The sequence below is a fragment of the Labrys miyagiensis genome (genome assembly GCF_030160835.1).
Taxonomy (GTDB): domain Bacteria; phylum Pseudomonadota; class Alphaproteobacteria; order Rhizobiales; family Labraceae; genus Labrys; species Labrys miyagiensis.
The window spans coordinates 1-18,017 of the sequence record NZ_BSPC01000067.1 but is presented as its reverse complement, the minus strand read 5'-3'; the positions used below and the strand labels follow the sequence as shown (position 1 = coordinate 18,017).

Sequence of the window (18,017 nt, the reverse complement as noted above, 5' to 3'; positions counted from 1 at the left end):
GTCCGGGGTGAGCTTGGCCTGTGCCTGCTGGGCTTGCGCTTGCAATTCCGGGTCTTTGGCGTAGCCCATGGCCATGATGCGCCACAAATCATCATAAGCCACCTGCGCATCCGGCATCTTGCTTAGCTGCTGGAATAGCCGCGCTGCATCACCGTAGCGGCTGCTGAAAAAGGCACTGAAAGGGTTCTCTCTCGGATAAGCAGCATAGGTCTGGGTAATTGGTAGCAACGCTCCCGCCGCCACCAAGGTGAAGGCAGCGGCAAAGACTCCTGCAGCGCGGGCGTAAGGTGGCCGGACATGGTCGCGTGACCAAAACGACATCAGCGCGAGAGCCAGCACGGCACCAACAATCGCACCACCAATATGGGCAGAATAATCAATTCTCAAGCCCTCGCCAGAATCTGAAAACAACGGTAGCACTGCGGGGATGAGAATCGAAAGCGCACGCACCTGCATCTGATTGCGTTCGGCGCTGGAGCGAAAATGAAAGCTCAGCACAATGGCCACGGAAAAGAGGCCGACAATGCCGCCTGACGCGCCGACTCCGACAATGTTGGGCGGGGTCATATACAGCGAAGCAAGTTCGCCGCCGATCGCGCACAGGGCAAAAAGTGCCAGGAACCACAGGCGCCCTACCAGTCCCTCCAATAAAACCCCTGCGCGCCAAAGCGCAAAACTATTGCCGAGGAGATGAGCGATGCTGGCATGCATCAAGGTAGCGGTGACCAAACGCCACCATTGGCCCTGCCAAATCAACGATTGAAACATGCCACCAAGCACGACCAAGGTTTGCACCGAGGGCGACCCGCCCTGGTTGGGGCTGACGGCAAAGGTTAGCTCAGCACAATAGATCGCAACCAGCAGCGCGATCAGCCCATAGGTGACATAGGGCCGGGTGAGGGGTGGAGGCAGACTGCGGCCAGCTTCCTCTGGTACCGCGTTGGGCGCGGCTGGCTGGGCCGCCATATAGGTACGGCAGAGCTGCGCGATATCCATGCCTGCGGTATCGATCTGGCTGATAGGAATGATAAGCGCCAGTTTGCCACCCCGTTGCAGGGAGTACCACGGCCGCGGCACGCTGCGGGCACGGGCTGGGTCGACGGCGAGCGTCAGCGTGGTGGTCCTCCGATAGGACGCTTCAGACAGTTTCGTAATCGCGTTCCAAGGAACGAGCTCAGCGACGGAGGGCGTTTGCACGCCTTGTGACGAAAGCACCACTGCAGGCGCCTGCGTCAGCAATCGCCGCAATGTCATCGCGCCCAACAAAGCGCCGACAATCAAGCTGATCCAGCCCCCAAGCACAATATGGGGCGGGGCCTGTCGATCATGGAGGCCATACAGCCCAAGGCCTGCAATCAGGACGAAGATGGTGAAAGATTTGAGAAGTTTTGGGGTCGAGTAATAGAACTTTTGAATCTGATTGTCGGCGAACATGACGCCCCCATAGTAGGGCTTTGACGGATTTGAATGGATATTAATCCGGAGTAGACTTAGTAATCTATGTTGAATTCAAGGTATTCCCTGTAGCTGGCGAATTTAAGCTGGGCTTGATATTGTATATTCATATAAGTTTCCCGATTGGAAAAGAAACAAAATTTCTTCTGTGGTTCTGACGCTAGGATAACAATGGAGTTTTGCAAGCCTCTTAGGCAAGCGATTATTGTCAGTGCAAAGTACGAATCACGCTTACGTCACGCTTCTACAACCTCTGCTGAGTCGTTGCTCGCACAGATACTCGTATTGCGAGTATTTCTGGACTTAACACTCCTGTTGCAACGTCAGCCAGTGGCGTGAGCCTCGTTTAGGTCCGCTGCAGCCTACATTTCCCCGATTCTTTGCGAAGCGCGCGGGGAGGGAGAGCGCGGCTCTCCCTCCCCAGCAAGCATGAACCGGGGTCTCCCCGAAATTCTCTTCGCTGCGCTCAGACAATCTCGCCGCCGCGTGCGGCGGCGCCCAAGGGGGCGGGAGATACCCCTCCCCAGTTCATGCTTGCCCCCCACCCACACGCTGTTCCGCACGAGCTCGGGAAGCAGGCGGAGGCCTGCTTCGCCGACCCAAGGAAAGAGCAGCAAGATGGGCAAGTTGAGCAAAGCTGAGATGAAGGCACACGCGGCGGCGGAAGCCTTGTTGAGGAAGGATGGGTTGAGCGAGGACGAGAAGGATTTCGTCCTTGAGAATTGGCATCCAGGCGCGGAACACAATGTCGCCGCCGCAGGCGTATTTTTCACGCCCATCGATATGGCGGCGGATTTTGCCCTTGAGCCGGGGCGCGGCCGGGTGATCGACCTCTGCGCCGGGATCGGCGGTCTCGCCTATTGGGTTCAGCAGCGCTCCAAATGGCGCAACAGCGTGGAATTGACCTGCGTCGAGATCAATCCGCGTTTCGTCGAGATCGGCCGCAAGCTGCTGCCGGAGGCACGGTGGATCTGCGCCGACGTGCTCGACTGGCGGGAATGGTGGCATGGCGAGCTTGAGGGAGCCAAGTTCGATTGGACGATTGCCAACCCACCCTTTGGCAAGCTGGCAACATCGGGCGATCGGCGCGGCTTCAGGTCGTTTGAGTTCGCCGTGATCGATATCGCCTCTGAGATCGCGGACAATGGCGCATTCATCCTGCCGCAAAGCTCGGCATCGTTTCGCTATTCGGGCCGCCAGTGTTTCGAGCGGCTGACATCAGGGCCGGGCGTCGCATTCGAGCAGCAGACCGGCCTGTTCATGGATTGCGGCATCGGCATCGACACCAGCATCTACCGCGATCAATGGCGCGGGGTCGCACCCCTATGCGAGATCGTCACCGTGGAATTCGCGGAATGGCGGGAACGTCGCCGGGCAAGGGCTCCCGCGGACAAACCCCGACAACTCGTCTTGCTCTGAAAGGGACGCTGACGGATGAGCAGATGAACGTTGGTTGTCGCCTGCGAGTCAGATTTGACGCCTGGGGCGAAACCGCAACCCGCTAGTTATTGCACGCTACAGCCCCGTGGTATGAACTTCGTGCTTTCCTTCGTTCTTCGAAGGCATCTGATGACAGGTCGATCCGTCCTTTGGAGCGACCCGATGGCAGAGGAAATTAAGACGGGGCCTATGATGTCGGCCCCGACCAACGACAACACCGACCTCGCCGACCCCGCCCACTCTGTCGAGGACACGGCCCCGGCAAAGCTGGATCGCATCGCGCTCGATATCGCTCGGCTGATCGGCCAGCAGCTGGCGCGGGAAGCGTTTGAGAAGCAGCGGCCGGCCAATGACAATCGGTCGGGCCGCCGAGAGGAAGAGGGCAGGGGGAGAAGGGCAAAGCCCCCTGGAGACAAGAGAGAGGATGATCCACCATGACCCGTGCCGCACTCTATGCTCGCTATTCCTCCGACAGCCAGCGGGATGCCTCCATAGAGGATCAGTTCCGGCTGTGCCACGAATATGCTACGCACGAAGGCTGGAGCGTGGCGGGAAGCTATCAGGATGCGGCGATCTCGGGCGCCAGCACGGTGTTGCGGTCGGGTTTCCAGCAATTGGTGCGCGATGCCCAGCGTGGCCTATTCGAGATCGTGCTGGCCGAGGCACTCGACCGTATCAGCCGTGACCAGGCCGATGTCGCCACCCTCTTCAAGCATCTCAAATTCACAGGCGTCTCCATCGTCACTTTGGCCGAAGGCGAGATCAGCGAGCTCCATGTCGGGCTCAAGGGCACCATGAATGCCTTGTTCCTCAAAGACCTCGCCCTGAAAACCCATCGTGGCTTGCGGGGCAGGGTGGAGAAGGGCAAGGCCGGGGGCGGGCTATGCTACGGCTACCGGGTGATGAAGAAGCTCGACACCGAAGGCGACCCGGTCCGCGGGGATCGCGAGATCGTGCCGGAAGAAGCGATCATCGTGCGCCGCATCTTCCGCGAATTTGCGGCAGGCAAGAGCCCGAAGGCCATCGCCGTTGATCTCAACAAGGAGGGCATTCCCGGTCCGCTCGGCCGGCACTGGGGCGACACCAGCGTGCGAGGACATGTGATCCGGGGCAACGGCATCATCAACAATGAACTCTACACCGGCGTGCTGGTGTGGAATCGCCAGCGCTTCGTCAAGGATCCTGCCACCGGCAAGCGCGTGTCACGAGCCAATCCGTCCAGCAAATGGATCCGCACCGAAGTGCCGCATCTCAGGATCGTCGAGGATCCACTGTGGCAGGCCGTGAAGGAAAGACAGAAGGCCGTCGCCAGCCGGTTCGAGGCGGCAGCCATCGGCACGCGCACGGCGAGAGCCAGGAAGCTGCATACCATGAAGCGGCCGGTCTCCCTGCTTTCCGGCCTGCTTACCTGCGGCTGCTGTGGCGGGCGCTATGGCTTGTCCCAGCGCGATCGCTATGCCTGCCTCAACCATCAACGCCGGGGCACCTGCGACAATGGCCGCACCATCACCCGCGAGAAGATCGAACAGCGTGTCCTGTCGGGCTTGAAGGAACGGCTGGTCTCGGCCGACGCCGTCGCCGAGGCCGTGCGGGCCTATGCCCAGGAAACCAACCGGCTCAACCAGGAACGCCGCGCGAAAGGCGAGCAGGATCGCAAGGCGCTCGACAAGATCGAGCGCGCCATCGCGGGCATCATGGCGGCCATCGAGGATGGCCTCTACCAGCCGTCGATGAAGGCAAGGATGGAGGACCTGGAGCGACAGAAGCCGGAGATCACCGAACGCCTGGCGCAGGCCCCCGCCGATGTTCCCGACCTGCATCCCAACATTGCAACTCTCTACCGCAAGCGTGTGGAGCACTTCACCCAGACGCTGGCCGACCACGAAGACGGCCGCCAAGCCGCTGAGGCTTTGCGCTCGCTGATAGGCGAGATCGTTCTCACGCCCGGCGACAAGCGCGGCGAGGTGTATGCCGAGCTACGCGGCGAGCTGTTCGGCATCCTCGAATTCGTCGATCCTGAACGAAATCAAAGGGTTGGAGAAGTTATGACAAAAGGGGTTGCAGGCCCCCGCAACCACTGATGCTTGCGACAGCAAGCGGCCCAAAACCCCGATCTCCGAAAGGACGTCGGGGTTTTTCTTGTTGGCGGCAAAGCGCAGCATGGCGGCCAAATCCCCGCGCAGCACGATGGCGAGCGTGCCGGCATCCGGGACCAGGCTGATGCTCTCGACCAGGCTGCGCAGGATCGCCGCTGCTTCGCTGAGCGCCGACGGGTCTTGGAGGTTGGTGTGCAGGTCAGTGATACGCTGACGGAAATGCTGCGCCATGTTCGGATGGAGTAGAGGCGGCGGCTTCTCGACATTCGCGAGCATGCCGGTCAGTTCCGACTTGCGGACCTCCAGTGCACCGATCTTGTCCTTGAGCGTTGCGCCGGGCACGCCGTCGAGGATCGCCTGAACGGCCTTATCCAGTTCGCGGTTCGTGCGTTCGAGTTCTCGCCGCTTGGCCTCGACATCAGCACCTCGCTGGATGCGTAGCCGATTGACCTCTCGCGTGAACGCCTCGCAAAACTCCTCGAACAGGGCCGGCTCCATGAGTTGGGTGCGCAGGCCGTTCATAACCGAGGCTTCGAGGGCGTCGCGCCGGATGTTGAGGCGATTGTCGCAGGTTCCCTTGTTACGGGCCGTGCTGCAGCCGAGCAGGTCCTTCGAGATCATGCCGTAGCCGCCACCGCAGCAGCCGCACTTCATCAGGCCTGCGAACAAATGCCGGGGACGGTGATGCTCGTTGAGCTTGTTCTCGCCCGGAGCGGACGGCTCATATGCGAGTGCTTGCTGGCGGTTCTTCACGGAATCCCAGGTCTCTTGCTCGACGATACGCAGCGCAGGGACGTCCTGGATCACCCATTCGGATTCCGGGTTGGGACGCGAGACGCGCTTGCCAGTGTCCGGATCCTTGATATAGCGCAGCCGGTTCCAGACGAGGCGGCCGATATAGAGCTCATTGTTGAGGATGCCGACGCCTCGCCTGGGGTTGCCGTGGATGGTCGAGGGCCCCCATTCGGCGCCTTGCGGTCCGGGCACGCCCTCGCGGTTCAGCTCGAGGGCGATGGTGCGCGAGGATTTGCCGGCGAGGTAATCGGCGAAGATGCGGCGCACGATGGCTGCCTCCGCGGCATTGTCGCCGCGCCTCATCGCGAATGAGGGGCGATCAGAATAGGATTACGCAGCACGCCAAGGAGCGAACGGCGCTTGAAGTATCTTGATGGTCCTGGTCAAACCGCGCTTCTGACTGTCAACATACGCCTTGAACTGGCTGTCTGATTTTGCGTGAGGCCAAATTAACGCGGCCGCTCATGAGAGTTCCTGGCAGTCGGGTGCGGCGATGCGAATGGGACGCGTCCCGACCGGGGCGCCGGTCGCGCGGTCGATGGTGACGGGATCGATCTCCGTTCCGGTCTCCGCGTCGAAGAACCGGGTCACCTTGCCTCCGGCGCGATGCTTGCGTCCCCACGCACCGATCGCAAACAGAACCGGCAGGAAGTCGCGGCCGGCCTCCGTCAGCACATATTCGTCGCGTGGCGGACGATCTGAATAGCGGCGTTTCTCCAGCAGCCCGTCCTCGGTCAGGGATGACAGCCGCCCCGTCAGCATCGTCGGCGCGATACCCAGGCTCTTGCGAAAATCATCGAAGCGGGTCAGCCCCGCATGGGCATCGCGCAGGATCAGCATGCTCCACGCGTCCCCCACGAACGCCAGGCTCCGGGCGATCAGGCATGGCTGGCTCGAAAGATTTTTCACGTCGATATCTTTTTAGTAGTGACTTACTATTCGTTTGATAGTAACTGACTTCGCGACAATGTTCCACGCCAAAATGAAAGCCAAAGCCGATGAGCAAGACAGAACGCGGCATTGCCCTGGTCACGGGTGCTTCCTCCGGCATCGGGCTGGCGACGGCGCAAGCGCTGCGGCGCGATGGCTACCGTGTCTTCGGCACCAGCCGAAAGCCGATGCCCGACACCTCGGACGGGATCACGATGCTGGTCTGCGACGTGACCAAGGATGCATCCGCGCAGAGCGCCGTCGACGAGGTCCTGGGCCGCGCAGGGCGGATCGATCTTCTCGTCAACAATGCCGGGGTCGGACTGCTTGGCGGCGCCGAGGAATCGACGACCGCGCAGGCGAAAGCCGTCTTCGACGTGAACGTATTCGGCATCATCCGCATGACAAATGCGGTCCTGCCCGTGATGAGGCGGCAGCGCGGAGGCCGGATCATCAACCTCAGCTCCATCCTCGGGCTGATCCCTGCTCCCTATAACGCACTCTATGCCTCGACCAAGCACGCCATCGAAGGCTATTCGGAATCTCTCGACCATGAAGTGCGAACACAGGGCATCCGCATCGTGCTTGTCGAGCCTGGCGTGACCCGCACGTCCTTCGAAGAGAACATCACGCGACCCGACCGGCCGCTTGCCGTCTACGATACGGTTCGCGCCGATGCGGAGAAGCTGATGCGCGAGATCGTCGCGAAGGGCGACGCACCCGAGGTGGTCGCCGAAGCCGTCGTAAGGGCCGCCAACGCGACATCGCCCAAGAGACGCTACACCGCCGGAAAGGCTGCGGGGCAGGTCCGCTTCCTGCGCCGATTCCTGCCCGAGTCCTTCGTCGACAAGAGCCTTCGGAAATTCAACGGGCTTCCCGCCTGAGCCTTGAATCGCCGCATGATTGGCGCTGCCGGCCATCACAGAAACGAAAGCCAATCTGATGAAATCATTCCTGATCGATCGCTATAAGAAGGGCGGCGCTTTGCGGCTCGGCGAAAGCCCCGAGCCGGCGTTGCGGGACAACGACGTCATGGTCGAGATTCATGCCGCCGGCGTTAATCCCGTGGACTCCAAGATCCGGGACGGCGAGTTCAAGCTCATCCTGCGCTATCGCCTCCCCCTGATCCTTGGCAGCGATCTCGCGGGCGTCGTGACCCGCGTCGGATCCAAGGTCACGCGTTTCAGCCCGGGCGACGAGGTCTATGCGAATTCGGGCCAGGACCGCATCGGCACCTTCGCGGAGTTCATCGCGATAGACCAGGCCAATGTGGCGCTGAAGCCCAAGAACCTGACGATGGACGAGGCCGCTTCCATTCCGCTCGTCGCCCTGACGGCATGGCAGGCGCTGGTCGAGCGGGCCAAGCTGCAGAAGGGGCAGAAGGTCCTGATCCATGCCGGCTCGGGCGGCGTGGGCACGATCGCGATCCAGCTTGCCAAGCATCTCGGCGCCCATGTGGCCACGACCACGAGCACGGCAAACATCGCTTTGGTGAAAGGTCTCGGCGCGGACGTCGTGGTCGACTACAAGAAGGATGACTTCGAGAAAGTGCTGCAGGGCTATGACGTCGTGCTGAACAGCCTCGGGAAAGATACGCTGGAGAAATCCCTTGCCGTGCTGAAGCCGGGCGGGAAGCTGATCTCGATTTCCGGTCCACCCGATCCGGACTTCGCGAGGCAGAACGGCTCCGGCTGGCTGCTGCAACAGGTCATGCGCTTGCTGAGTTCCGGCATCAGGAGAAAATCGAAACGCCGGGGGATCCGCTATTCGTTTCACTTCATGACGGCGAATGGCGGCCAGCTCGCAAAGATCACCTCCCTGATCGAGGCAGGCGACATACGCCCGGTGATGGACCGGGTCTTCCCGTTCGAGAGGACCAACGAGGCGCTGGCCTATGTCGAAACGGGTCGTGCGAAGGGCAAAGTCGTCGTCACCGTGAAGTGACGCCTGCCGGCCATCGTCGCCAGCTGCATTTGCCACTTCCCCGCGGTCTAAAGGAGAGTCCGGCGGATAATCGACATCGGCTGGCCGGTGCGTCTCCTAGTGGGTGCAGTTCAGCTTTGCAACCACTTCCAACTTCCTCAACGGGTCGATTTTCAGCTTGTCTGTAAAGGCCCGCTATGCAGCAGCAAGCCAATTTCCGTCATTGGCGCAGAGGTAACGTTGGTGGCGGCGCAACGTCAGCTTCTGAATCTATGCTAAGCCATCGAGCCCCTGGGCCGGTGGCGGTCAGTCTAATTCTGGCATCCGAAAAATGATAGCAGACATTGAGGCAGGCCTCACGAAAGCCCTTAACTGCCCCATTTTTGAGCCGGTCAGATCCTCGCACCATCATGGTGACAAAATCTGTCCCTGTGCTGCGCTAGTCTCAATTCATCGCCCTTCACGAAAGGAAAAGTGATGATTGAGACAACTGGACAGGCGCTGAGCGTCGCCCGGATCTACATCGACGGCATAGCAAGCAAGGACATCAATAAAATCATATCGGTAATTGCCGAGGACGTGATTTGCACGTCACCGCTCGGGCAGCTCGAAGGAGCTGCAGCCTTCCGCGGGTTCCAGGAAGGTTTTGCGAAGATGATCAAGAAGGTGACTGTCATCGCGGCGTTCGGCGACAACGAACATGCAGTGATCGTCTATGACGTGGATACGCATCCGGTCGAACACGCGGTTGTCGCCGAGTATCTGGTCGTCAAGAACGGAAAGATCGCTTCCACCGAGGTGATCTACGACGCGACGCCGTTCGCTGCCTACGCCGCGTCGCAGCAGGCGCAGCACTGAAGCGACCTGCGCTTCGGGCAGCCGGAACGTTGCAGACGTCCGGCTGTTACCTGCCGCGGACACCACTACCCAACAACATAAACCGACCGGGACGCCCGCGATGGGCGTTCGGGCGGCGCTCCTGTAGAGGACCATCTGTGAAACGAATTCAATATTACACCTACGGCGGCCCTGAGGTGATGCACCTGGAAGACTTCGAGTTGCTCACGCTAGCTAAGGGCCGAATCACCATCAAAGTGAAGTTCGCTGCGATCAATCCCATCGACTGGAAAGTACGTCAGGGCAACTTGAAAATGTTGACGGGAAAGTCTTTTCCGCGCGCCATGGGAAGCGACTTTTCCGGCACTGTGCTGAATGTCGGCACGGGCGTGACTCGATTGAAGCCCGGTGACCCCGTATTTGGCCTGTCGCGGTTGAAAGAAAGCGGCAGCCTTGGCGAGGCCGTGGTCACCAATGAAATATTCGTCGCCAAAAAGCCAAGCGAGCTATCCTTCGAGCAGGCCGCATGTCTTGGAACCGCTGGCGTCATGGCGTGGATGGGCCTGGTCGACAAAGCGGGCCTGAAGGCGGGACAGCGCGATTTCGTGAACGGCTGCACAGGCAGCGTCGGCGAGACCGTCGTGCAACTCGCCCATATGCTCGGAGGGCATTGTCACGCCAGCTTCGGACTTGCGATCTCGATGACGGCTCGGTAGCCAAAACGATGCATAAAATCAGCTACAGTGGGTATCGCTTCCCGCCCGAGATCATCCAGCAGTCGATCTGGCTGTATTTCCGATTCACTTTGAGCTTTCGCGACGTCGAAGATTTGTTGGCGGAGCGCGGAATAACGGTTTCTTATGAGACGGTCCGGCGCTGGGTGAACCACTTCGGGCCGATGATCGCCGCGGATCTGCGCAAACGCCGCCCCAAGCCTTGCACCACCTGGCACTTAGACGAGGTCTATCTGAAGATTGCCGGCCGTACGGTCTATCTGTGGCGCGCTATCGACGCCGAGGGTGAGGTGCTCGACGTATTGGTGCAGTTCAAACGAAACAAGCATGCCGCCCTTAAACTGATGCACAAGCTTCTGAAGAAATATGGCGTCGTCCCCGATCGGTTGATCACCGACGGTTTGCGCTCCTATGGAGCCGCCGCCCACGATCTCGGGATTAGCAACCGCCATGCGAGCGGTCGGTGGCAGAACAACAGAGCCGAGAATTCGCATCAGCCAACCCGCCGAAGGGAGCGCAAGATGCAGCGCTTCAAGAGCCTGGGCTCAGCACAAAGTTTTCTCTCCGCTCACGCCGCCGTCTTCAGCACCTTTAACGTCCAGCGCCACCGCACCTCTGCCCCAACGCACCGCGTCTTGCGCGCTGCGGCGATGAGGACGTGGCGCGAGGCGGAGATGGCTGCTTGAAATTACAAGAGCCGCTGCCTCTTCGCGCATTTTTCGTTAGCAACGTGACAATGCCAGCAGATGCAATGGTCGCGACGCGGCGCCCTTATGCTCCTACAGATCCGCACCCGAACCCTTGATGGCACGCTCCGCGGCCAATTCGAAACATGGTATCCGGGCCTTTCGGCAAATGATGACCAGACATCAACTCAAGCTGCGGCCGCCTGAACACCCCACGCTTTTTCCTGCTCTCCTAAAATACGGGTCGGAACAAAAGCAGTTCGAGATCATGCGCTAAGCCGGCAGAATGTTAATAAAGATCACGTCGGCGCACCAAGAGATCGCCTCGCGGGCGTCGACGACCTGCTCATCGCTCAGGAAGTCCTGCCTTGCGCAGGCCGTCGAGGAAACGCTGGAGGTCCTTCGGATTCTTGAACGGAAGGACGTCTGGCGCTGAGGTAAGAGTGAACGAAGGATCAAGGCGATGAGCCTCCACTGCCGCGACACGGGCTTCATCGAGCCGGCCTAGCTCAGCGTAAATGACCGCTGCCACCTCGTGGCAGGGCCGGAAACCTGAAGCGAGTTCAATGCACAGCTTGATCTCCGTGGCGGCCTCATCGAGACGATTAAGCAACAGGAGCCCGCGTCCGATGAAGGCGTGGGGATAGGTTGCCGATCGCGGATTGAGGAGAAGGGCCTGCCGCAAAAGAGCGACGCCGCGCTCTGGCTGGCCCGCGTAGGTGTAGGTGTCACCGAGCCTCAGTTGCAGCACATCACTGCCAGGATTGGCTGCGAGCAGCGACTGTAGAATTGCGACCGCTTCGTCGATTCGGTGGGAAAACAAGTAGATTTGTGCGAGCGCGGTGCCCGCGTAGAGCGATGTCGGGTCCAGCGTCACGGCGCGCTGCGCCAACTGTGTGGCGCGGTCAATGGCGGCCTGCCCGACCAAAGGACCTCTGTGCAGCACGAATCCCAAGAAATAAACCTGGGACAATTGACCGATCGCGTCCGCATAGGTCGGATCGGCAGCAATCGCTTGATCGAACAATTCTATGGCGCGCGAGAGACTTTCCGGCTGCTGTGCAAACAATTGCTCATGGCCGCGCAAAAAGAGCTCGTAGGCACTCAGGCTGGTCGGCGGCTTCCGCTTCGCCCGCTCGAGATCCTCTTGCGAGATGTTGACGACGAGCGATCCGGCGATTGAGGCGGTTATCTCATCTTGGACCGCAAAGACGTCCTTCGTAGGCCGGTCATACCGCTGCGCCCAGACATGGGCATTGCTTGAGGCCTCGATAAGCTGCGCCGTGACCCGCATCTGATCACCAGCACGCTGGACGCTCCCTTCCACAATGTAGCGCGCGCCGAGGTCGCGGCCGACCCGCGGAACATCCACGGTCTGTCCCTTATATCCGGCGGTAGCATTCCGAGACAGGACGACGAGCCGAGGCAGACGGGCAAGGTCGGTGAGGAGATCCTCGGTCAAACCGTCACTGAAGTAATCCTCGTCCTTGTCGCCGCTCAAATTGACGAAAGGCAGCACGGCGATGGACGGAAAACCACTCGGCGCAGACTGGGGTCGCAAGAATTGCCAAACCCCCACCCCGGCAACCGCGAGAGCTGCCACCATGGCAATTGCGACCGCGCGCCGCCAGCGCCGACGGATCGCGTGCCGCCAGGTTTCCTGTCGCAACGTGCCAACAGCAGCAGTGTCGAGCAACACCCGATAGATCCCAACGGGCTCAGTGATATTCTTCAATTTCTGTTCACCGAGCGATTCGAACCCGGCTTCGATCTTTCTTTCAACTTCCTTGAAGACGATCTTCGAGACACAAATTCCACCGGGAGTCGCAAGTTGCTCCAGTCGGGCAGCAACATTCACGCCGTCGCCATAGACGCGTTTGTCGTCGTGAACGATGTCGCCGAGATGGACACCGATGCGAAGCAGCATTCGCCGGTCTTGAGACGCCTCTCGGTTGCGGTCAGCCATGGTCCGCTGGATTGCCACGGCGCACTCGACGGCCCGAACGGCGCTGGGAAACTCTCCCAAGATGCCGTCACCGGCCAAATCGATGATTTGACCGCCATATTGTCCGACCATTGGCAAAACAACGGCCTGATGCGCCTTGAGATCCGCTATTGTCGCGGCTTCATCCTGACCCATGAGGCGCGAATAGCCGGCGATGTCGGCCGCCAGAATGGCAACGAGACGTCGATCCTGGAGGTGGCGTACTTCAATAATCTCCGCCATCGCATCGCTTCGATCCGAGCGCCGTCACTTGTTACCCATAACACAAACGAGCCTGAACCGACAGCGCCGCTGGACCCATGTCTGACTTGGGTCTGCGCGAAGCCTACGATAGTTCAATCATGAGGGGCGGTTTATACCAACTCACGACAACCCAGAGTAGCCGGAAAGGCCTGAGCTGTCCTTCAGCGGAAGCAATCACCGAGCATCGCGTTGACGACGACATTGCGGGCTTCCAAGACGTCCAGCCCGTGCTCAGTAATCAAATTGTCACATTCGGCAGCAATCTGGTCTGTGTCCTGCATGATCTTGAGCCGTTTGTAGTGACCGTCCGGGTGCAGTCCCATGCTCTCGCCTATGATTTCTCGCATGTTGATGATGCGGAAGGGCCAGTCGCGTTCATGCACCGCCTCCACAAATGCATGTCACCTCTCTGCGGAAATTAACAGTCAACGTTCCAGCGCATGTGGCACAGTTCGCCCCACAGTTTCTGGGGGCGATCCAACACGGAAGCCCCGTCATCCGATACGGACGCGCCGCGTAATCTGTCCATTGCTCTCCCAATAAGTCTTCTTGTTGGCGATTATCGGATCGTCCATTGCAGGTTGCACATGGCCGGCCACGTCGATGGCACGAGAGGTTATTGTGTGTTCGCCGGTTGTGGCCGGCCAGTCGAGGTGCCAGAAGCGCCACGCGAACGGCGACTTATTCGATTCCGCGATTGTGGCCTTCATCCAAGGGCCACTGTCAACCTTGACTTCGACGGCAGCAATCGGAGTAGGACCCCACGCCACTCCCGCAATGCGATAGTGGCCGTTGTTCAGCGTGACGCGTCCCGGGGCGGACTTGAGCAAGCCACGACCGACGGAGCTTTCCACCATGACCATTTCGCCATCGCGGGATTCTTCGCGTACGGTGACGTAGTCGCGGCCCATGAAGCGGTTCACGAAACGCGTGTCGCGCAGTTCGATGCGGCGTAGCCACTTGACGTTGGCAATGCCGAACCAGCCCGGTGCGATCAGACGCACTGGCGCGCCGTGTTCAGCTGGGAGAGCCTCAGCGTTCATTTCATAGCAGAGGATGTTCGCGGGGTTCATCGCGTCTTCGATCGACATGCTGCGCGCGAAATGCGCGGTGAATTTGAGTTCCAGCGGTGTGCCCGCACGCACCACCTCGGTCCCCTGGTCCGCACCAAAGAATACGACCTCGATCGCATTGCTTTTGATCCGCGCGGCCTTCAGGACGCCGGCGAGCGATGTACCGCCCCATTGCGCGTTGCCGATGCCGCTCGTGAAGAAAGGAAGCCCGTTATTTCCCGAGCATTCCAACGTGTAGGTGACGTTTTGGCGCGGTCGGGCCTTCAACTCGTCCAGGGTGAGGCTAAGGGGCGTACCGACGTCCCCAAGAACGTCAAGCTTCCATTGAGTGGGGTCGAGCTTCGGCCACTCATAATGACCAATACCGAAGAACTTATCGTTCGGTGTGATCCAGGTGTCGAGGCTCTCCCATGGCGTGAGATTTTTTATCACTGCCTGAGCTGGCGGTGGCACAGGCGGGGGTTGATCCGACCAAGGAATGAGTTGATCCGCTCCTTGTGCAAGCGCGCCGAGGCCGTAGCGATCCAGCAGGAAAATGCCAGCCGCAGTACCGGTGCCGAGTAAAAATTCGCGACGTGGTAGGTGTTCCATTGACGCGTCCTCTTGGTTTTTCGGCAAAGGTTTATGTCCAGGTACGAGAGGGCACTAAGCTCGGCCCATCGTTGAAAGCACCCTGGAGGGTCCACCGTTGGTGGGCCCGTGAAAGTGGCCGCCTCTCTAAACGGCGACTGGACTCGGCGTACGCCGGCGCACTGGTGGCCCCGCGGCGCGCACCGCTTCCTGCCCGAGTAGCAAGGATTGTGCTTGATGAACTGCACCCGATCGCTATGTGCGTATATTCCCGCGCGCACGGGAGGTCTCAAGAGAGTTCTTTGCTTTTGGTAGTTTGGGTAGGTACTAGAGATGCGCGAACTAGGGCACAAGGACCCCAATGTGTACCAATCTTGCTAGCGTTATCCATCCGCTGCTGTTTATAATAGATAGCATAAATTTTCTCTCTTTTCTAAATAATAAGCGTTATATACGTGAAGGAATTGCGGTGGCGTCTTAGACACCGCTATCGGTTACTATGCCCGACAAAGCAAGCATCGGGCTAAATTCAGAGCTGCCAGCCGCGGACGGGTGCCTCTTGGCTCTCACCAATGTCGACATTCGCCGCACTCGAAGTCGCGACGGGCAAGGTCATCGGCCAGTGCATGCCGCTCCATCGTCACCAGGAATGACTCAAGTTCCTGCGGGCCATCGACCGGGCCACGCCCAAGGCGCTCGACCTGCACCTGATCGCCGATAACTGCGCCACCCACAAGCATCCGACGGTGAAGGCGTGGCTGGCCAAGCACCCGCGCTTCCACATGCACTTCACGCCGACGTCGGCGTCCTGTCTCAACCAGGTCGAGCGCTTCTTCGGCCTGATCACCGACCAGCGCATCCTTCGATTCGGGCGATAAGGATGCCCCATCCAAGTCTGGGATCAAACATCTAGCGCCCTTGGGGCGAACGTTTATTCCTTTTGCCTTCATCTGCCACCGCCGCCCCTTTGCTCTTTTCGCTGATGGAGTGATGAAGATATTTTGGGGCGTTACCAGGTGAACCAACAATTCGATTTGAGCATAAGGTGTTGTGATTGAATTGGTGCTTCTCTATTGTCCGGCACTTTCTCAGCAAGACGACGAAAGATAAGGCATGGATACTTCTGTCACTTAACTCGCAGCGGAGATTGTCTCCGCCTATGTGTCCAACAACTCGGTTGCAGCGAGTGATTTGGCTCAACTGATTGCTGATACGCATATGGCGCTGGATCGACTTGCCCGCGGTGAGACCGCGGTCGCGGTCGAAGCGCCCAAGCCGGTCCCAGCGGTACCCATTCGTAAGTCTGTTACCCCTGACTTCCTGATCTCGCTGGAAGATGGCAAGAAGTACAAGTCGCTCAAGCGCCATCTGAACTCTCAGTATGGCATGACGCCCGCCCAATATCGGGAAAAGTGGGGGCTGCCGAATGACTATCCGATGGTTGCGCCCAACTATGCCAAACAGCGTTCCGAGATGGCGAAAGCAACAGGGTTGGGCAAAGGGGTAGTATCCCGGCGCAACAGTGGCAGGCGGTAGGCCGTCCGCCTCCCCGCTTCCGGACAGGCCCACGTTCTTGTGCGCGCTTGGCTTTGGCCTCCGCCCGAGATGGTCATCGGCTCGGCGCACTGCCTGCGTCTTGGCATTGTGCTGGGTGATCCAGCATCGCCTGTCCCTTCACATGAGTCCTCTATGATCCCCTGGAACCGCCTTGATACTGCGACGATCCCGGGTGGCGGATAACTGCGCCTCATGCAGCGTGGGGCTGAGTTCTCAATCATGCTCGGGCCGATCGAGTTGATGGACAGCCGTCTCAGCGGCTCCGAAGAGGCGCTGGCGACCATGGCGCGCGAGCGGATCGGCGAGCGCAAGCAGCCATGCATCCTAACCGGTGGGCTCGGTATGGGTTTTACGCTGCGCTCCGCGCTGGCTTGTTTTCCTGCTGATGCCGAGATCGTAGTGGCTGAACTTGTCCAGCCGTGGTGACCTGGGCTAGGGGACCGATGAGCGCATTTTTTGGCACCAGTCTGGACGATCCACGTGTAAGCATTGTGATAGCCGATGTCGGCAAGGTGATCCGGATTGAACGCCGCATCGACGCCATCCCGCTCGACGTCGATAATGGTCCGCAGGGTCTGACGCGCCAGTCGAACGACCGGCTCTATGAGATCGAGGGGCTGGTGGCGACGTTGAAGGCTTGGGCGCCCGCGGGCCTCTTGGCGGTATGGTCGCAGGGTGCCACACTAGGGAACATATCGCAGCGCCTCGTTGTTGCACTGCAACAAGCGGGGAACAAGCTATGCTTATACGCTACGGCTTCAACATCGAAATCGACATTTCTCAACCAACGCACATCATCACTCTCATGGATGTGTCGACCGACCGTCGAATTAATGTAGTCAATGAACAACCGATCCATGTCGCAAGCGGTGAAATCGCCGAGCTTTACACTGATGTTTTTGGCAACACCTGCCGGCGCATCCGAGGGTTTCCAGGTACGGTACAAATCCTGTCGGAAGGCGTCATCGAGGACAGCGGGCATCCCGATGAAGCGCCGCCCACACTTTACGACGTCTCAATCGACGACCTTCCGAACGATGTACTTCATTTTCTGTTAGCAAGCAGATACTGCGAGACAGACCTTCTAACGTCGACAGCGTGGAACCTTTTCGGTGGGATCGAAGGGGCCACGGCAAAAGTCCAGGCTATCAATGACTACGTCCATGGACGCCTGAGATTTGACTATGGGACGGCGCGACCAACCCGAACGGCCTGGGAGGCATTCAACGAAGGTCGGGGGGTCTGCCGCGATTTCACACACCTAGCGGTCACATTTTGTCGCTGCCTCAATATTCCTGCAAGATATTGTAACGGCTATCTGGGTGATATCGGCGTTCCGCCCGATCCCGCGCCGATGGACTTCAATGCCTGGTACGAGGCATATTTAAATGGGAAATGGTACACCTTCGACGCGCGGCATAACATTCCCCGCATAGGGCGCATCCTGATCGCACGCGGTCGAGACGCCATGGATATCCCGATGCTTCACACCTTTGGTCCGCACTATCTGCGAAAGTTCTCAGTAATCACGGAAGAAGCTCCGCCTGATCATTGGCCTCATATCCAGGTGGTTCGTGAGTGACATTCACCTGTACTTCCATTTCAAGGAAGTCTGTGCGGGCGCCGTGGTAAGAGCCTGCCAGCGGGACGGCCTGGCGCGGTTCACGGGCAAC

At 59.6% G+C, this 18,017-nt stretch carries 16 protein-coding genes and 3 pseudogenes; 13 read left to right on the top strand and 6 right to left on the bottom strand.

What is annotated here, in order from left to right:
• On the bottom strand, positions 1 to 1,434 hold a 1,434-nt coding region (locus QQL24_RS29470), incomplete at its 3' end, for a rhomboid family protein (RefSeq protein WP_284315880.1).
• Between the two features lie 663 nt (positions 1,435 to 2,097).
• Here QQL24_RS29470 and QQL24_RS29465 point away from each other — a divergent pair.
• The 3 genes from QQL24_RS29465 (at position 2,098) to QQL24_RS29455 (ending at position 4,976) form a co-directional block, all read left to right on the top strand.
• Complete coding sequence (locus QQL24_RS29465; RefSeq protein WP_284315879.1) at positions 2,098 to 2,874, top strand: methyltransferase; 777 nt, start codon at positions 2,098 to 2,100, stop codon at positions 2,872 to 2,874.
• 183 nt (positions 2,875 to 3,057) lie between these two features.
• Positions 3,058 to 3,333 carry a hypothetical protein gene (locus QQL24_RS29460; RefSeq protein ID WP_284315878.1) on the top strand — a complete coding sequence of 92 codons (276 nt, stop codon included), beginning with the start codon at positions 3,058 to 3,060 and terminating at the stop codon, positions 3,331 to 3,333.
• Positions 3,330 to 4,976, top strand: coding sequence for a recombinase family protein (locus QQL24_RS29455; RefSeq protein ID WP_284315877.1), 1,647 nt, complete (start codon positions 3,330 to 3,332; stop codon positions 4,974 to 4,976). Before QQL24_RS29460 ends, QQL24_RS29455 begins: the two co-directional genes overlap by 4 nt.
• Here QQL24_RS29455 and QQL24_RS29450 read toward each other — a convergent pair.
• Together QQL24_RS29450 and QQL24_RS29445 are read right to left on the bottom strand one after the other, a co-directional pair.
• On the bottom strand, positions 4,872 to 6,089 hold the full coding sequence (locus QQL24_RS29450; protein ID WP_284315876.1) for a recombinase family protein: 1,218 nt from the start codon (positions 6,087 to 6,089) through the stop codon (positions 4,872 to 4,874). The genes QQL24_RS29455 and QQL24_RS29450 overlap by 105 nt on opposite strands.
• A gap of 159 nt (positions 6,090 to 6,248) precedes the next feature.
• Positions 6,249 to 6,695 (bottom strand): winged helix-turn-helix transcriptional regulator, encoded by a 447-nt coding sequence (locus tag QQL24_RS29445; RefSeq protein ID WP_284315875.1) that lies wholly within the window; start codon positions 6,693 to 6,695, stop codon positions 6,249 to 6,251.
• A gap of 89 nt (positions 6,696 to 6,784) precedes the next feature.
• Between QQL24_RS29445 and QQL24_RS29440 the strand changes: the two genes are divergently transcribed.
• The 6 genes and pseudogenes from QQL24_RS29440 to QQL24_RS29415 all read left to right on the top strand — a co-directional run.
• Positions 6,785 to 7,600, top strand: a complete 816-nt coding sequence (locus QQL24_RS29440; RefSeq protein WP_284315874.1) for an oxidoreductase — start codon at positions 6,785 to 6,787, stop codon at positions 7,598 to 7,600.
• Positions 7,601 to 7,658: 58 nt separating this feature from the next.
• A complete protein-coding gene (locus QQL24_RS29435; RefSeq protein WP_284315873.1) occupies positions 7,659 to 8,660 on the top strand; it encodes an NADP-dependent oxidoreductase in 1,002 nt (333 codons plus the stop codon).
• Between the two features lie 456 nt (positions 8,661 to 9,116).
• Positions 9,117 to 9,497 carry a nuclear transport factor 2 family protein gene (locus QQL24_RS29430; RefSeq protein WP_284315872.1) on the top strand — a complete coding sequence of 127 codons (381 nt, stop codon included), beginning with the start codon at positions 9,117 to 9,119 and terminating at the stop codon, positions 9,495 to 9,497.
• Between the two features lie 137 nt (positions 9,498 to 9,634).
• Positions 9,635 to 10,192 (top strand): NAD(P)-dependent alcohol dehydrogenase, encoded by a 558-nt coding sequence (locus tag QQL24_RS29425; RefSeq protein ID WP_348536508.1) that lies wholly within the window; start codon positions 9,635 to 9,637, stop codon positions 10,190 to 10,192.
• A gap of 8 nt (positions 10,193 to 10,200) precedes the next feature.
• On the top strand, positions 10,201 to 10,896 hold the full coding sequence (locus QQL24_RS29420) for an IS6 family transposase (protein ID WP_284315871.1): 696 nt from the start codon (positions 10,201 to 10,203) through the stop codon (positions 10,894 to 10,896).
• Positions 10,897 to 10,950: 54 nt separating this feature from the next.
• Positions 10,951 to 11,103: pseudogene (locus tag QQL24_RS29415) on the top strand (ISKra4 family transposase); the annotation flags it as partial.
• Positions 11,104 to 11,242: 139 nt separating this feature from the next.
• On the opposite strand, the gene QQL24_RS29410 reads toward QQL24_RS29415, so the two are convergent.
• From QQL24_RS29410 to QQL24_RS29400, 3 genes are all read right to left on the bottom strand, one after another.
• Positions 11,243 to 13,123: an adenylate/guanylate cyclase domain-containing protein gene (locus QQL24_RS29410; protein ID WP_284315870.1), complete on the bottom strand. Its 1,881-nt coding sequence runs from the start codon at positions 13,121 to 13,123 to the stop codon at positions 11,243 to 11,245.
• A 182-nt stretch (positions 13,124 to 13,305) separates the two neighbouring features.
• On the bottom strand, positions 13,306 to 13,527 hold the full coding sequence (locus tag QQL24_RS29405; protein ID WP_284315869.1) for a hypothetical protein: 222 nt from the start codon (positions 13,525 to 13,527) through the stop codon (positions 13,306 to 13,308).
• Between the two features lie 111 nt (positions 13,528 to 13,638).
• The gene (locus QQL24_RS29400) at positions 13,639 to 14,808 is read right to left on the bottom strand and encodes a sulfite oxidase (RefSeq protein ID WP_284315868.1); all 1,170 of its coding nucleotides are present in this window, start codon (positions 14,806 to 14,808) and stop codon (positions 13,639 to 13,641) included.
• Positions 14,809 to 15,368: 560 nt separating this feature from the next.
• Here QQL24_RS29400 and QQL24_RS29395 point away from each other — a divergent pair.
• The 4 genes and pseudogenes from QQL24_RS29395 to QQL24_RS29380 all read left to right on the top strand — a co-directional run.
• Positions 15,369 to 15,635 (top strand): annotated as a pseudogene (locus QQL24_RS29395) (transposase); the annotation flags it as partial.
• A 298-nt stretch (positions 15,636 to 15,933) separates the two neighbouring features.
• The gene (locus tag QQL24_RS29390) at positions 15,934 to 16,323 is read left to right on the top strand and encodes a Ros/MucR family transcriptional regulator (RefSeq protein ID WP_284315881.1); all 390 of its coding nucleotides are present in this window, start codon (positions 15,934 to 15,936) and stop codon (positions 16,321 to 16,323) included.
• Positions 16,324 to 16,536: 213 nt separating this feature from the next.
• Positions 16,537 to 17,183, top strand: a pseudogene (locus tag QQL24_RS29385) (spermidine synthase).
• Positions 17,084 to 17,926 (top strand): transglutaminase-like domain-containing protein, encoded by an 843-nt coding sequence (locus tag QQL24_RS29380; protein ID WP_284315867.1) that lies wholly within the window; start codon positions 17,084 to 17,086, stop codon positions 17,924 to 17,926. Before QQL24_RS29385 ends, QQL24_RS29380 begins: the two are co-directional and overlap by 100 nt.
• Positions 17,927 to 18,017 lie beyond the last annotated feature (91 nt).